Raw genomic sequence first — 16,202 nt, 5'->3', positions numbered from 1 at the left:
AAGAGGTCGGGTAAGAACATTCCAAGTTATTAATAAGGGCCCGGACACATTGAGTATGGTAATTCAATGAAGGCAGTCCTGGGTCTGGAAAATGGTGAATATATTATAGGAGAGGGATTCGGTGTGGAAGGTTCCTGCGCCGGAGAACTCGTATTCACGACCCAGATGGGCGGATATATGGAGGCCTTGAGTGACCCCAGCTACCGGGGTCAGATTCTCATGTTCACCTATCCGCTTATCGGTAATTACGGGGTCGATGAGAAAAATTTCCAGAGTCCGGGGATTCACGCAAAGGGGTGTGTGGTCCGCGAACTCTGTGCAGTACCCGAAGCCAGGCCGTCGGTCGGTGACTATTTTGAGGAGCATGGTCTCCTTGGCATCGCCGGTGTCGATACCCGGCGGCTGACGATCAAAACGCGCGTGGATGGTACGCTGAGGGCCGCCCTTGTTGTCGGTGACGACAACGGTGAATATGCCGTGGAGTGTGCCCGCAACCAGCGTCCGATATCCGACCTCGACCTGATACCCGAGGTATCATGTAGGGCGCCATACCGTATCCCCGGCACGGGGAAACGTATCGCCATCATCGATCTCGGGATAAAGAAGAATATCGCACGGAGTCTGCACCGCAGGGGTGCTGACCTCTATATATTCCCGCACGATGCAACGGCGGATGAAATCGAGGCTGTGAAGCCAGAGGCGCTTTTCGTCACAAACGGGCCGGGGGACCCCGTCCACGCCACGGGAGCAATCAGGTGTGTCCAGGATATGCTGGGAACCATCCCGGTCTTCGGCATATGCATGGGGAACCAGGTGGCGGCTCTTGCCGTGGGTGCAGAGACCTACAAGATGAAATTCGGTCACCGGGGTTCGAACCAGCCGGTAAAGGACGTGCACGGAAAGATCTACATCACCACCCAGAACCATGGGTTCGCCGTCGATGGGGACACGCTCCCCGAAAAATGTGAAATTTACTTCACCAATGTCAATGACGGGACGGTCGAGGGGTTCTACTCGAAGGATCTGAACCTCTACACCGTGCAGTTCCACCCCGAAGCCCACGCCGGGCCGCATGATACGGAACGGGTGATCTTCGATACATTCTACAGGAGGATACCCTGATGCCGCGACGAGAGGATCTAAAAAAAGTGCTTCTGATAGGTTCGGGCCCTATTCAGATTGGGCAGGCCGCAGAATTTGACTTTTCCGGGTCGCAGGCATGCCGGGCACTCCGTGAGGAGGGTGTCGAGGTCGTTCTGGTCAATTCCAATCCGGCGACGATCCAGACCGACCCCGAGATGGCCGACGTGATATATGTCGAGCCCATCAAGTCCGACATTATCGCAAAGATCATCCAGAAGGAGAAACCGCAGGGCATTCTCTCCGGCATGGGTGGTCAGACCGGGCTGAATATGACTGCAGAGCTTGCCGAGATGGGCGCACTTGATGGCGTGGAAATTCTGGGCACTCCCCTTGAGGCAATCTACCGTGGGGAAGATCGTGAAAAGTTCCGTGATCTGATGGAGGAGATCGGAGAGCCAGTCCCGCGGAGCATGATCCTCAATGACATGGAGCAGATCGACCGGGCACTTGAGGAGGTCGGACTTCCGGCGATCATCCGTCCTGCCTATACCCTCGGTGGGGCGGGAGGGGGTGTTGCCCATACTCCCGAAGAACTTCGGAGAATCGTCGAGATAGGTCTCCAGCGCTCCAGGATTCACCAGGTCCTCATCGAGGAGAGCGTCATCGGCTGGAAGGAGATCGAGTTCGAGGTGATGCGCGATGCGGCCGATACCTGCATCATCATATGTGGCATGGAAAATGTGGATGCAATGGGCATTCACACCGGCGAGAGTATCGTCGTTGCCCCGATTCTCACCCTGCGGGACGACGAGTTCCAGAAACTCCGCAGCGCCTCCCTGAAGATCATCCGTGCGCTTGACGTACAGGGCGGATGCAATGTCCAGCTCGCCTATAAGGACGGCGATTACCGGGTCATCGAGGTAAACCCCCGTGTTTCGCGGTCATCCGCTCTTGCATCGAAGGCGACGGGGTATCCGATCGCCCGCGTGGCGGCAAAGATCGCCATCGGCATGCGCCTCGACGAGATCATGAACACTGTTACCGGGTGCACGCCTGCGTCGTTTGAACCGGCTATCGACTATGTCGTCGTAAAGGTCCCGCGGTGGCCGTTTGACAAGTTCCCGAATGCCGACCGGACACTGACCACAGCAATGAAGTCGACGGGAGAGGTCATGGCCATCGGGCGGACACTGGAAGAGGCATTCATGAAGGCGATGCGGTCGCTCGATACGGACATCAACCGCCACACCTCAAAGTCCGAGATCCGGATGCTTCTGGCAAATCCGACCGATGAGCGGTTTGGTTGCATATTTGATGCATTCCGCGAGGGATTCACCGTCGGGGAAGTCTCAGAACTCACCTTCATCTCTCCCTTTTTCCTGGAGAAGATGAAGCATATCGTGGAGATGGAGACGGCGCTTGTCAACGGTCCGGTCAGCGATGACCTGATCATCGCGGCGAAACGGTTTGGTTTTTCAACGAAGGAGATCAGCACCCTCTCCGGGGTTTCCGAAGAACATATCTCCGGTCTTGCCCCGCTTCCGTCGTACAAGATGGTGGACACCTGCGCTGCGGAGTTCCCTGCAACAACACCCTACTTCTACTCGACATGGGAGGACGAGACCGAGGTTGTGCAGGACACGAAAGACAAGGTGCTCATCCTCGGTTCCGGCCCAATCCGGATAGGTCAGGGAATCGAGTTCGATTACTGTACGGTCCATGCCGTCAAGGCCCTCAGGGAGGAAGGGGTAGAGGTCCACATCGTCAACAACAACCCGGAGACGGTCTCCACCGATTATGATACGTCCGACCGGCTCTTCTTTGAACCAATGCAACTGGAAGACGTCGTCAATATTCTCCGATCGGATGCCTACAGCGGTGTCATGGTCCAGTTCGGCGGACAGAACTCCGTCAATCTGGCGATGCCCCTCGAGAGGGCCATGGGGGAGTACGGCCTGTCGACGAAGATTCTCGGCACAGCCCCGAATGCCATGGACCTTGCAGAAGACCGTGACCGGTTCAGCCAGCTGCTGATAAAACTGGACATCCCGTCTCCTGCGAACAGCTCTGCCTATTCCGAGGAAGAGGCAATGCGGATAGCCGAGCGGATCGGATTCCCGCTTCTGGTCCGTCCGTCCTATGTCCTCGGCGGGAGGGCAATGGAGCTCGTCCATGACGAGGTGGAGCTTCAGACCTACATCAAGGAGGCGGTCAGGGTCAGCCGCGAACATCCCGTCCTCATCGATTCGTTCCTCCAGAACGCCATTGAGATCGACGTCGATGCCGTCTGTGACGGTGACGACGTCCTCATCGGTGGCATCATGGAGCATATCGAGGAAGCGGGTGTCCACTCGGGTGATTCTGCCTGTGTAATACCTCCGCAGTCCCTCGCCCCCGCTATCATCGACACCGTCCGTGAGTACACGAAGAAACTCGCCCTCGGTATTGGTGTGGTGGGTCTCATCAACATCCAGTATGCGGTCAAGGACGGAGTCGTGTATGTGCTGGAGGCAAATCCCCGGGCAAGCCGGACCGTTCCGTTCGTCTCGAAGGCAACCGGCATGCCACTTGCAAAGATTGCAGCGAAGGCGATGCTTGGCATGAAGATACGCGATCTCGGCGTGAGTGAACCGCAGATCAGCCATGTCGCTGTCAAGGAAGTCCTTCTCCCGTTCAACAAACTCCCTGGTGTGGACATCGTTCTGGGACCCGAGATGAAGTCCACCGGAGAGGTCATGGGCATCGACTACGACTTTGGGCGTGCCTTCTACAAGGCAAGCATATCGGCAGACAACGAGATCCCGCTTGAAGGGGATGTCTTCATCTCTGTCGGTGATGCGCACAAGGATGACGTGATAGCCATTGCCCGTCAGCTTCGGGATCAGGGGCTGACGATATACGGAACCGAAGGCACGGTCGACCGCCTTGAAGAGGAAGGAATTACTGCAAACCTTGTCAGAAAGGTGCAGGAAGGATCACCGAATGTCATTGACCTGATGCGCCGCGGAGAGCTCAGCCTCATCATCAATGCTCCCACCGGCAAATACTCGCGGATGGATCATATGAAGATCATGCGGGCCGCCCTCGATTACAACATTCCGTATATCACGACGATGCAGGCGGCGTATGCAGCCACCCAGGCGATCGTAAGCCTCAAAAAGGATCAGATCACCATCGAACCGCTGTCGCATTACCACCGGTGAGCGGCAGGCATCAGACAGAAATTATGCCCTCCAAAAAACAGCAGGGTCCGGGCCAAGACCCGGAACCAGCTTTTTTTTCCCTGCTGAAGAAACGGGGGCCGGACGATCGTTCAATCGCCCTCTTCAAGACCATCATCTGGGATTATTATCACGCCTCTGCCCGGCCGATGCCATGGCGGGAGACTTCGGACCCCTATCATATCTATGTATCCGAGGTGATGCTCCAGCAGACACAGGTGGAACGGGTACGGACGAAGTACCCTGAATTTATCGCGGCCTTTCCCGATTTTCACTCTCTGGCCCGTGCCCCGCTGGAGGATATCCTCCGGGTCTGGCAGGGGATGGGATACAACCGGCGGGCAAAACTGATGAAGGAGGCTGCAGAACGAATAGTCTCAGAGTTCGACGGTGTCCTGCCGGCTGATGTTTCGACCCTGAATACGCTCCCCGGCCTCGGTCCCGCGACCGCCGCATCGGTTGCGGCATTTGCCTACAATGCTCCGGTTGTCTTCATCGAGACGAATATCCGGCGGGTCTTCATCCATTTCTTCTTCCAGGGCAGGGAAGGCGTCACCGATGCGGAGATCCTCCCGCTCGTGAGGCGTGCTCTCGACTGGATGAATCCGCGGGAATGGTATTATGCCCTCATGGACTACGGTGCGATGCTGAAGCGAAAGGTAATTAATCCCAATCTTCGCAGCACGGCGTACAAACGCCAGTCTGCCTTCGAGGGGTCTGCCCGGCAGATCCGGGGCATGATCCTCCGCATCCTGCTGGATAGGGGGCCAACGAAACATGACGCCCTCATCGTTGAGGTCGCTGATGAGGAGGGAAGGACGGGGGCGATCATCCGGGTACTGGTGGCCGAAGGGCTTATCGGAGTGAGCGGTGATGGCATGGTGTACATTGCCGACTGAATGAATCCGTATATACCAGTTTTTTAAATATCCATACAACAAAGGTCTCTTTATCTGTCCACAACGGCAGGGAGACCTATATGGGAGCGAACAATGTGGCGGCCGGATGGCCGCAGTCTGGAAGAACGGCACTCCTTTTATGCGCCATCCTCGGGGTGGCGTTCATATCCTGTGTGAGCGCCGCAGGGGCATCACAGGGTGCCGAGCTCGAATGGCAGTATACCGCAGGGACGAATTTTTATGACTGCGACATCTCGCAGGACGGGATGTATGTTGCGACGGGGACCTATAATTCCCAGGTGATGCTCTTCACCATCGAGGGTGAACGTCTCTGGGGGCGTGATGCAGGCTCCCCGGTCTGGGGGGTTGCGGTCTCATCAGGAGCGGAGTATGTGGCTGCGGGTACAGAGAAAGGGGATCTGTGTGTCTATGATGGGACAGGAATCCTCCTCTGGTCCGAATCATTCGGCGGGACGGTGAATGATGTGGCGATCACCGCTGATGGCTCGCGCATAGCCGTTGCATGCAGCGACGGGTACCTGTATCTCTTTGACGATGCCGGAAACGAGGTGTGGAAGTTCCGTACCTCCGGGTGGGTGCTGTCAACGAGCATCTCGGAAGATGGCAGCTACGTTGTTGCCGGAACCCGTGACTTCGTCATCAATGTCTTCGACAGTAACGGTGAACGGCTCTGGTATCAGAAGATCGACGGGCAGGTATTTGGTGTTGACATCTCCCCCGATGGGGAGAGCCTGATCGCCGGCGGCAACGATGCGTATGCCTATGTCTATGATTTCAACGGGAACCAGATCAAGAAGATTGCACCGTCATCAAAGGTGAACGATGTCTCGGCGGCCCGCATGGGCGCCTACTATGCCCTTGCGCAGAATGACAACATCGCCTCCGTCTATGACAACAACGTCATGGCGATTGCCAAGCGGGCGGCCTCGAGTGCCGTGAACGGGGTCTCCCTCTCCGGCGACGGCACACGCCTTGCGGCGGCATCCTCCGACGGAAACCTGTATGTCTATTCCCTTCCCGCGCCCGTGATGCCGACGCCATATGTGCCGACGGCGACACCCGAACCAGAGCCGACGTCCCTCCCCGCCGGGGTGGGAATTCTCTCCGTCGGGTCGGCACCAGCCGGTGCGACGGTCTATGTCGACAACCAGATGGAAGGGATAACGCCGGTGGACCTCACTATTGCGGCTGGCTCCCATACCCTTCTCGTGCGCCTTGACGGGTACGCCGACTGGCAGAGTTCGGTCACGGTCATCGAAGGGGAGACGGTTGCAATAGCACCGGACCTGAGTCCTCTGGCGACACCGACACCAGCACCTGTCTGCATGATGGGCATTATTCTTGCCCTTGGCATCGTCGGCTTTGCCATGTGCCACAGGAAAAAGAATTAAAAAAAATTAAATATTTTTCAGGAGGGAGCCGATTTTCGGTATGAAGTCATTCTTTCTTGACATGACCCCCTCCATTCTGACGGGCGGTTCCCCAAGTCCCAGCTGTTCGAGAAGGAGGTGATCCTTTGCCTGGGCATAGATCATACTGGCATTTTCGAAGACGCTCGTATACATCGCAAGGTAGAGGTCGGGGAGCGATGAATGCTGAATTTTATCCATCTCCCGGCGGATATCAGTGGTATTCTGGAGGCAGAAATCAAAGGTGGGCACCATCACCTGCGAGATGAGAACATGGCGGCCGAAGAGTTCGTATGCCTTCATATCCGCGAGGAGCTGATCGGCGATCGAGACTCCTGTCATGTCCATCCCTTTTTCGATGAGTTCTGTCCCGTAGGCAATGGGGTCCATGTCAACGATATCTGCGAGAAACGTCACCGCCTCGTGATCCGCCGGCATGGTGGTGGAGAGGCGCAGGACCATGGTGTCCGAGAGAATACCCGAGAGGAGGATGCCCGCCGTCGACCATTCCGGTGTCTTTCCGCTCTCCATGAATTTGTGGGCAATGATGGTGGAGGTGGACCCGACGGGATCGTTGAGGAATTTGATCGGTTTGAGAGTGGTCATCGCTCCTATCCTGTGGTGGTCGATGATCTCGATGATCTCGGCGGTCTCGATACCGTCCACCGCCTGGGTATACTCGTTGTGATCCACCAGGATGACCTGTTTCTGGACCTCTTCCAGAAAGGTATTGCGGGAGAGCATTCCGAGATAGGTATTGTTCTCCCCGACGATGCAGGCCGTCCTGTACCGGGAGTCGGTGACCGCATGCTTTGCATATTCGATGGAGGTATCCATTGTTACCGTCGGTACGTCGGTCGCCATTACATTGCGGGCAGGGAGCGAGAGATTGATCATCTTTCCAACGCCGAAGGCATCGAGGTCCGTAGCAAGGATTGCGACCTCGCGCTCCCGTGCACTCTGGATGACGCGGCCGCCGACCGGTGCGCCGTCGGCAATGATGAGGGCGGCAATGCCTGCGGAGATCAGTGCGAGCTGTGACGGTTCGTTGTCGCCCACGATGGCGATGTCGCGTTCGGTGAGGCGCGAGAGGGTGACATGGAGGGCATCGATGGCGATGTACACCTTCCCCTCCAGAAGGTCATCGGACGGGACGATGATTGTGGCTTCCAAAATACGTTCGAGGGTCTCAAGTTTGATGGGGGCAAAGGAGAGCGGTTCGATGGTATGCCGGGTGACATATGTCCTTGCAAGTCCATGCTCACTCATGATCCCGAGGAAACGGCCCTCATCGTCAGTGAGCGGCATATTGCGGAGATCATGCTGGATCATCTGGTCGGCTACATCGATGGTTGGCGTGTCGGCAAGGGCGCTGACCGTATACTTGAAGGGCATATCGGAGACACTGGGCGCCACACTCTCAACATATTCGGGAGGGCTTCGCCGGAAGGTCTTCAGGGCGAAGGACGTCTCCGGATTGATCTCGCCGCATCGTGCAGGAGCGTACATGCCCGGTGCGGTCATGGCCAGATAATCCGCATACCCCATTGCACTGCAGATACTGTCCGTATCCGGTTTTTTATGGCCGATAATGTAGACTGTACTCATTAGTTTTCTCCCGAATCCTCTCTTGTTCATCAATACGGCAGGGAACTACATATGCGTTTTGCGGGTGCCATATCCATCGGCCTGTTCGTAAATATCGCCGTGCAAATCCCAAAAATCCAGAGAAGCAATATTTATTACATTCTACTGGTAATGGGTTGATATCGGAGTAGGAATTATGGAGATTGTAAAGATTCCGCACATGGAAAAAGAAGAATATGATGCCCTGATTCGCGATGGATATATTTCCCGGATTGCATTTCAGGGGGAGAAATATCCCTATATCGCACCGTTCATGTACGTATTTGACGGGAATTTTCTCTATTTCCTCTCAACCAAATACGGGAGAAAAAACAACCTGTTCTCAAAAAGCCCGTACGTATCCGTTGAAGTGGAACGTTTCTCACAGGACATGTCCTGCTACAATTTCGTGACGATGCAGGGAAGACTGGTGCAGGAAGAGGATGCCATAACAAAAAAGAAGGTCCGTAACATGTTTATCGACATGATCCGCACCCACAAACTCTCGAACAATGTCCTTGCAGCCCTCGGGCACAGCCCGGCAGAGCCTGTCGAGTCCATCGCGGATGAAGAGCGATCCAATATCTGGAAGCTGACCGGCGTGACCGACATCGTCGCCCTGAAGAATTTATAGTCCCCGAAAGCGGCCGAGGGGCCGTTATCTTTTTTTTAATTAGATTTGCAATTGTACATCAATTGGTAATTGTTCAACAATTATGATTGACTAATACTCATAAGGGCAAAAAATACAGTTAATATGATATATTCATTGTACCATAATGTGCCTTGGATATTATGGTGAACAAAAAAATCGTGCTTGCAGCACTCCTGGTGATTGCAGCAGTCTTTATGTGCGGGTGTACTTCCGATGGTGGTACGGACACCCCGACGGCGACGACGGTCGCTCCCACGGAGACCACGCCTGTCGCCACCCCCGAGTTTCTGAAGATCGCGACGACGACGAGTCTCGACAACACCGGACTCCTTGAAGATCTCAAGGACCGGTTCGAGAAAGATCATGATGTTACTCTCCAGATCATCGCCGCGGGGACCGGCAAGGCCCTTGAATATGGTGAACGCGGAGACGTCGATGTGCTGATGGTTCATGACCGCGCACGTGAAGACCTCTTCATGGACAACGGTTACGGTATCAACCGCCGGGTCTTTGCCTACAACTACTTCATGATTGTAGGTCCCGAGTCCGATCCTGCGGGCATTGCGGGGATGACTCCTGAAGATGCCTTCGTAACAATCATGGAGCAGGCGCAGACCAATCCTGATGTAGTGATGGTTTCCCGTGGTGACAGCTCCGGAACGCATGCAAAGGAGAAGGCAATCTGGGCAAGTGCCGGCTATGACTATGACACCGAAGTCGTTGGTTCGGGCGAATGGTATGTCGAAGGAGGCCAGGGCATGGGCGCAACCCTGCAGATGGCAAATGAATTCCAGGCATATACTGTCTCCGACTCAGGTACGTACCTCGCGTATAAGGGAGATATCGACCTCGTGCCCGTTGTCGATGAAGGAGACGTTCTCCTGAACATCTACGGTGCGATGATGATCAATCCGGAAAAATACTCCTACGTCAACTCTGAGATGGCAAAGGAATGGATCAACTTCCTGATCACTCCTGAAACACAGCAGGTTATTGCAGAATTTGGTGTCGAGGAATATGGCCAGCCTCTCTTCTTCCCCTCGCTCGGGAACTATGAGATTCTGGGCGTCTCCCAGGAAGAAGCCGAATCGCCCATCCCCTGATTGGGAGGGCCCCATTACATTTTTTTCTTCTTCCGTCCTTATAGTCCCATACAGAGGTGACAGGTGTACGAGATTGTAGAGGGGTTTCTGACGGCAATTCACCTGATCGTCACATTCGACCCCGATGTGTATGAGGTGGCATTTCGAAGCATCTACATTACCCTGTCCGCGACCCTCATCGCATCGATCATATCAATTCCGATTGCGCTGTTTTTGGCATTCCGGACCTTTCCCGGGAAGCGAACGATCATTAACCTGGTACATACGCTCTATGCCCTCCCCACCGTGCTCATTGGTCTGGTGGTCTTTCTCATGTTATCACGGCAGGGGCCGTTCGGGTTCTTAGGCCTCCTCTTCTCACCGACTGCCATGATCATCGGACAGACGATTCTTGTTATCCCCATCATCATCGGCCTCACCTATTCTGCTCTGGTCGCGATGGACCCCGTGATCAAGGATACCATCATCTCACTCGGGGCGAACTATTTTCAGTTCATGGCCTCGATTCTCAAGGAGATCCGGTTCGTCGTCTATGCGACCGTCGCCATGGCATTCGGCAGGGCAATCTCGGAAGTCGGCGCTGCAATCATCATAGGTGGCAACATCAGGGGATATACGCGGGTTCTGACCACGTCCATCGCACTGGAGACGTCGATGGGAAATATTGAATTCTCTATGGCCCTCGGCATCATCCTGCTCTTTATCGCATTGGTAGTCAACTTCGTCATGACCTCGATCCGCAGGGAGGCTGACTGACATGCTCAGGATTGAGGGACTTCGCAAGTCCTTTGGTGAAAAAGAAGTCATACGTGGCCTTGATGCCGAGGTTCGCAAAGGTGAGATATTCGTGATCATCGGCCCGTCGGGTCAGGGGAAATCGACCATCCTCCGGCTCATCGATCTTCTCGACATCCCCACAGCAGGGAGGATACTGCTGGAGGGGACGGATATTACGACGCTTTCCGACAGGGAACAGCAGCAGGTGCGCCGCAGGATCGGCATGGTGTTCCAGGATCCGGCTATCTTCCGGGGATCGGTCTACGAAAATGTTGCCTATGGTCTTCGGTTCCGGGACCTCTCAAAAGAGGAGGTCCACCGCCGGGTGACGCAGGCCCTCCATGATATGCGGCTTGATGGCTATGGGGAGCAGGATGCCCGCACGCTCTCCGGGGGGGAAAAGCACAGGGTCGCCTTTGCCCGGACCATCGTGACGCAGCCGGACATCATCCTGATGGACGAGCCGACCTCCGATCTCGACCCGGTAACAACAGGAATCCTGGAAGAGCTGATCTTTTCCATCCGCGATACCTATAATGCGACCATCGTCCTCTCCACCCATGACATGTTCCAGGGGCAACGGCTCGGCGACCGTATTGCAGTGATGATGGGGGGGACCTTCATCCAGATCGGCACCCCGAAAGATGTCTTTACGTCGCCGAACAACCGGGATGTCGCCTACTTTATCGGCTTCGAGAACATCTTCGACGGCGAGATAACACGGAGTGAGGATGGAGTGGCAACGATCATCGCGGGAACGGCTGAGATCCTTGCCGTCACCGACCGCCCGATCGGGAGTAAAATTTCCTGGTGCCTACGAACCGAGGATATCCGCCTGCATATGTCGGAAGAACATATTGCCCGCTCTCCCCTTGCCAACCATCTTGATGGGGTGGTGAAGTCCATCGAAATGGTGGGGCCCCAGAACCATGTCACCATTGATTGCGGAATCGATATTGTCCTGGTGGTGTCCTGGCGGTTCGCCGCACGGGTCGACCTACAACCGGGGATGAATGTCCGGGTCGCCTTCAATGCCGGATCCGTGCATGTGATGGACGGATGAGCCGGCCCACCCACTCCCCCAATCCTTTTTTCCGGCTGTAGATGAGAAAGATACGTAGGAGTCCACCAATTCATGCAGTCAGAAGGCGATCTCCGCTCCATCCTGAGCCGTATTGACGGTAGAGGATATGGGGCCTACAAGGACATCAGGGGAGTATACCGGGGTGCGGAATATACACTGTGTATCGACCATGTGCAGGGGGACCCGTTTGCCGCTCCTTCACGCGTCCGGGTGATGATATCGCCGGAGACGGCGGGGTTCCCCGCGGCATTCTTCAGGGGCGCCAGCCGGACCATCGCCCTTGCCGATTATCTCACGCGGCGGTTCGCCGATGCCTGCGTCGGCCGGTCCGGACATGGAAAGGGGAGCGGGAAGAGCGGCATCATCGCGATTGATGCGCCGGGTCAGGAGGTGCTGGACCGGACCTCCGTCATCATCCGTGACGGAAGAGTCGAGGCACGATTCGTCGTGGGTCTTCCCGCATTCGGGAGACGGATCGCCGGGCGGGTGGCGGAGGATATTTTCTTCCGCGAGATTCCAGCCATCGTGAAACGTTCGCTATTCTTCAGTGCTCATGATCCCGAGGATATCTGCCTCCATTGCGATGTCTGCGAGGATGCAGACGCCCTCAGGTCGCAGCTCAGTGGCCGGGGGCTGGTCGCGTTCGTCGCCGACGGTGCCATCCTCCCCCGGAGAAGCGGCATCGACGACCGCCGGATGGATGATGGCAAGGTCGTTTCATTCTCCTCCCCGCCCTCAATGCGGGTCACCCTTGAGACTCCGAACCGGGGCAGGATATCCGGCATGGGCATTCGGAGGGGGGTTACCCTGATCGTAGGCGGAGGGTATCACGGCAAATCCACGCTCCTGAACGCCATGGAACGGGGAGTCTACAACCATGTCCCCGGAGACGGCCGTGAATACGTGGTGACCGACGCCGATGCAGTGAAGATCCGGTCGGAGGACGGCCGCCGTATCGAGGGGGTGGACATCTCCGCCTTCATCGGGATACTTCCGCTGGGCCGGACGACGACCGCCTTCAGGACGGAGGATGCCTCAGGGAGCACCTCGCAGGCTGCAAATATCATAGAAGCCATGGAAAGCGGCGCTCGCGTGCTTCTCATTGACGAGGATACCTCGGCGACGAACTTCATGATCCGTGATCACAGAATGCAGGAGATGGTGGTAAAGGAGAAGGAGCCGATCACGCCGTTCATTGATAAGGTGGGCCAGCTCTATCGCGAGTATGGGATATCGACGATCCTTGTCATAGGGGGTTCGGGAGACTACTTTGATGTTGCGGATACGGTCGTCTGCATGGATGAGTATGTTCCGGAGGAGAGGACGCAGGAGGCCCGGTCCATTGCGGACAGGCACCGGAATGGGCGTCGGCCGGAAGGCGGGCTATCGTTCGGGCGACCGGGTCGGAGGTATCCCGACGGCGGGAGTATCTCTCCCCGCAAGGGGAGGCGGGAGGTGAAGATCGCGGTTCGTGACCGTTCAGCTATTGAGTTCGGCGTCTATTCCATCGATCTAAGCTCTGCCGAACAGCTTGTCTCCTCCAGTCAGACCCGGGCCGTCGGCGCCGCCCTCTGGTATGCGGTGCGCTATATGGACGGCGAACATACGGTCTGCGAGGTTGTCCGTGCGGTGATGGATGACATCGCTGCAGGAGGCCTGGACTCCCTCTCCCCCGGTTCTCCCGGCAACATGGCGCTCTTCCGGCCGCACGAACTGGCGATGGCCATGAACCGCCTGCGCACCCTGAAGGTCCACACCGGCCACCCGTCCGGAAGGGGGGATTGGCGGTGAACGAACTCTCTGCAATACGGTACGAGGTGAAAAAATCACGTTTTTACGCGTATCTCTATGAGATCAAGGGGCCGGAGGATATGGCGGACATAACTGCAGATGTCAGGAGGAAGTACCGGAATGCAGACCATATCTGTTCTGCCGTGCGTTTCATTGACGGGCAGGGGGCGCTCCGGGAGGAGTGGAAGAACGACGGCGAGGTGGGGCGGCCGGGTATGGCCCTCCTTGAGATTCTGCGCTCAAAGGAATGTGACCGCCACATGCTGGTGATCGCACGTGTCTTCGGTGGAATAAAACTCGGGCCCGGAAACGTAACCCGTGCATTCCGGGCTGCCGGGAATGGGGTGTTTGAGGAGTTCCAGAACGGTTTTTAACAAAAAATGGAGAATATGGGGGGTGTTTTCCTCCTTTACAGAATTTTCCAATTTTCTATCACTCACGGGATGACTCATTGTCCCTGTCCATTTTTCTTTATTGCCGTTCCCACTGCGACGAATGCATCCCTGATCTCGCCGAAGTTGGGGATATGGGCCCCCCTGAGGATCCGGACCCCTGCAAGCATGCTCTCTCCTCCCAGCAGGCAGCCGACGACGGTCTTGTGGGTGTCCCGGGAGAAGCGCACGATCTCGTTTGCCAAATCGCCCGCATCGACCGAGGTGCTCGGCACCGAAATCACGAAGGCGATGTCCCATTCGTCCTGGTGGCGGATGAGCGCATCGAAGGTTCTGGCATACCGTCCGACGCCTGCATCGCCGATCATGTCGATCGGGTTTCTCCCGCTCCACCCCGGCGGCATGAAAGCGTCAAGGCGCGTGCGAAGTCCATCCGAAAGCGTGATGATCTCAATGCCCCACTCCTCCGCATAATCGGAGGAGAGAACGGCAAATCCTCCCGCACTCGAGACGATGACCGCGCGGTTGCCGGCTGGGTATCCTTCGGAGGCGAGGAGCCCTGCCACCCCGAAGGCCTCCCTGAGGGAACCCGCAGGGATGATCCCTGCCTGCCGGAAGGCAGCTTCATAGACTTCATAGCTTCCTGCAAGGGATCCGGTGTGCGACGATGCCGCCTGACTGCCGATCGCCGATTTTCCGGCTTTCAGGGCAATGATGGGCTTTGTTCCCGAAACTCTGCCGGCAAATTCCATGAACTGGGGGCCGTCCAGAATCTCCTCCACATAAAGGATGATCGCCTTTGTCTGGTCATCTGCAGCGGCGATCATCAGGTAATCCTCGAACGTGAGGTCCGCCTGGTTGCCGACGGAGATGACCATGGAGAGGCCGACTTCCTCCGCAAGGCTCCAGTCGACGGTGGTGGTGATGATGGCCCCGCTCTGCGAGAGGAATGCGATGTGGCCGTGACGAGGGAGCTTCGGGTCGAAGGTCGCGTTCAGGCTGAGCCGGGGAACCATCACCCCAAGGGCATTTGGCCCGGTGAATCGCATGCCGTGACGCTGTGCGATGGAACATACCTCCCGTTCCAGTGCAGCACCGTTGTCCCCCGTCTCCCGGAATCCTGCGGTGATGATGATCGCAAGGCGCACCCCGAGGGATCCTGCCTCTTCCATCACGGACGGGACATGGCGGGCCGGCACTGCGATGATAACCGCATCGGGCCGCTGGGGGAGTGCGGAGAGCGAGGGGTAGATGGGATGACCCAGCACCTCCTCCCCTTTCACGTTGACCGGATAGATGGTCCCCTCGAAGCTCAGGAGGTTGCGAAATATCGCGTAGCCGAGTTTTGTGGGGTCGGTGGAGGCTCCCACCAGGGCGATGGTGGAAAGAGAGAAAAAATCGACTTCCGGTGATATGTGCGCTTCCTTATGTGGCTGTGCTGCGTGAGTCCCCCGGATGAAGCGGGCGTCAACGGCGCACCCCCCCTCTTCGTACAGGATGAACGGATTGATGTCGAATTCATGGATCTCCGGCTCCTCCACGAAGAGGCGTGCCGCCGCGCCAATGACTTCTTCGAGAGCGGGGACATCCATGGCAGGCCGGCCCCGGTACCCCTCAAGGAGGGGATATCCGTGAATTTCCCGGATCATGGAGGATAGTTCCCCCTCACGTGCAGGAAGAATCCGCATCGAAACGTCCTGTAAGAGCTCCACCATAACTCCCCCAATCCCGAAGGTGAGGACCGGCCCGAAGGTGGGGTCGCGTTTTCCGCCGATCAGAAGTTCGATGCCGGTCCCGGGGAGTTCCTCCTCGACGATGATGCCGGTGATGCGGCACCCGGGACGGAATTTATCCGCCGCAGCGAGAATTCCGTCGAAGCTCTGCCGAACCATCTCTGCATCAGTGATCCCGGTCACCACTCCTCCTGCGTCGCTCTTGTGGATGATGTCGGGGGAGACGATCTTCAGGACGACAGGAAAGCCGATTGATTGAGCGGCCGCTGCCGCCTCTTCAGGGGTTGCCGCGAGTATGTGGCGGGGAATGGGAATCCCGTACCATTGCAGAAGTGCATACCCTTCCGTCTCGTTCAGAAGTGTCTCCTCATTCATATGCGTCAGATGAAAACAAGGAGTGATGGCGCA

Annotated in this window: 12 protein-coding genes; 10 read left to right on the top strand and 2 right to left on the bottom strand. The window is 56.7% G+C overall.

Features of this window, described 5'->3' with window-relative positions; genetic code table 11:
- Window positions 1-66 precede the first annotated feature (66 nt).
- The 4 genes from carA (at window position 67) to AZH53_RS04805 (ending at window position 6,615) form a co-directional block, all read left to right on the top strand.
- Window positions 67-1,122, top strand: a complete 1,056-nt coding sequence (carA, locus tag AZH53_RS04820) for a glutamine-hydrolyzing carbamoyl-phosphate synthase small subunit (RefSeq protein ID WP_319642400.1) — start codon at window positions 67-69, stop codon at window positions 1,120-1,122.
- Complete coding sequence (gene carB / locus AZH53_RS04815) at window positions 1,122-4,286, top strand: carbamoyl-phosphate synthase large subunit (protein WP_319642399.1); 3,165 nt, start codon at window positions 1,122-1,124, stop codon at window positions 4,284-4,286. The genes carA and carB overlap by 1 nt, the downstream gene beginning before the upstream one ends.
- 23 nt (window positions 4,287-4,309) lie before the next feature.
- Window positions 4,310-5,203: an HhH-GPD family protein gene (locus AZH53_RS04810; RefSeq protein WP_319642398.1), complete on the top strand. Its 894-nt coding sequence runs from the start codon at window positions 4,310-4,312 to the stop codon at window positions 5,201-5,203.
- Between the two features lie 80 nt (window positions 5,204-5,283).
- A complete protein-coding gene (locus tag AZH53_RS04805; RefSeq protein ID WP_319642397.1) occupies window positions 5,284-6,615 on the top strand; it encodes a PEGA domain-containing protein in 1,332 nt (443 codons plus the stop codon).
- Between the two features lie 6 nt (window positions 6,616-6,621).
- Here the strand turns inward: AZH53_RS04805 and AZH53_RS04800 are convergent, their stop codons facing one another.
- Complete coding sequence (locus AZH53_RS04800; protein ID WP_319642396.1) at window positions 6,622-8,241, bottom strand: putative manganese-dependent inorganic diphosphatase; 1,620 nt, start codon at window positions 8,239-8,241, stop codon at window positions 6,622-6,624.
- Between the two features lie 175 nt (window positions 8,242-8,416).
- Here AZH53_RS04800 and AZH53_RS04795 point away from each other — a divergent pair, with 175 nt between their 5' ends.
- The 6 genes from AZH53_RS04795 (at window position 8,417) to AZH53_RS04770 (ending at window position 14,043) form a co-directional block, all read left to right on the top strand.
- Window positions 8,417-8,893 carry a pyridoxamine 5'-phosphate oxidase family protein gene (locus tag AZH53_RS04795; protein WP_319642395.1) on the top strand — a complete coding sequence of 159 codons (477 nt, stop codon included), beginning with the start codon at window positions 8,417-8,419 and terminating at the stop codon, window positions 8,891-8,893.
- 161 nt (window positions 8,894-9,054) lie between these two features.
- Entirely contained in the window at window positions 9,055-10,017 is a 963-nt protein-coding gene (locus tag AZH53_RS04790; protein ID WP_319642394.1) for a substrate-binding domain-containing protein, read from the top strand.
- 63 nt (window positions 10,018-10,080) lie between these two features.
- Window positions 10,081-10,773, top strand: coding sequence for an ABC transporter permease (locus AZH53_RS04785; protein WP_319642393.1), 693 nt, complete (start codon window positions 10,081-10,083; stop codon window positions 10,771-10,773).
- A 1-nt stretch (window position 10,774) separates the two neighbouring features.
- On the top strand, window positions 10,775-11,857 hold the full coding sequence (locus AZH53_RS04780) for an ABC transporter ATP-binding protein (RefSeq protein WP_319642392.1): 1,083 nt from the start codon (window positions 10,775-10,777) through the stop codon (window positions 11,855-11,857).
- 72 nt (window positions 11,858-11,929) lie between these two features.
- The gene (locus tag AZH53_RS04775; protein ID WP_319642391.1) at window positions 11,930-13,669 is read left to right on the top strand and encodes an ABC-ATPase domain-containing protein; all 1,740 of its coding nucleotides are present in this window, start codon (window positions 11,930-11,932) and stop codon (window positions 13,667-13,669) included.
- Complete coding sequence (locus tag AZH53_RS04770) at window positions 13,666-14,043, top strand: YigZ family protein (protein ID WP_319642390.1); 378 nt, start codon at window positions 13,666-13,668, stop codon at window positions 14,041-14,043. Before AZH53_RS04775 ends, AZH53_RS04770 begins: the two co-directional genes overlap by 4 nt.
- Window positions 14,044-14,117: 74 nt before the next feature.
- On the opposite strand, the gene AZH53_RS04765 is transcribed toward AZH53_RS04770, so the two are convergent.
- Window positions 14,118-16,169: an acetate--CoA ligase family protein gene (locus AZH53_RS04765; RefSeq protein WP_319642389.1), complete on the bottom strand. Its 2,052-nt coding sequence runs from the start codon at window positions 16,167-16,169 to the stop codon at window positions 14,118-14,120.
- Window positions 16,170-16,202: the final 33 nt, after the last annotated feature.

The sequence above is a fragment of the Methanovulcanius yangii genome (assembly GCF_018687785.1).
In the GTDB taxonomy this organism is placed as follows: Archaea; Halobacteriota; Methanomicrobia; order Methanomicrobiales; family Methanomicrobiaceae; genus Methanovulcanius; species Methanovulcanius yangii.
The sequence above is the reverse complement of the archived record's forward strand: the minus strand, read 5'-3'. Positions and strand labels throughout refer to the sequence as shown.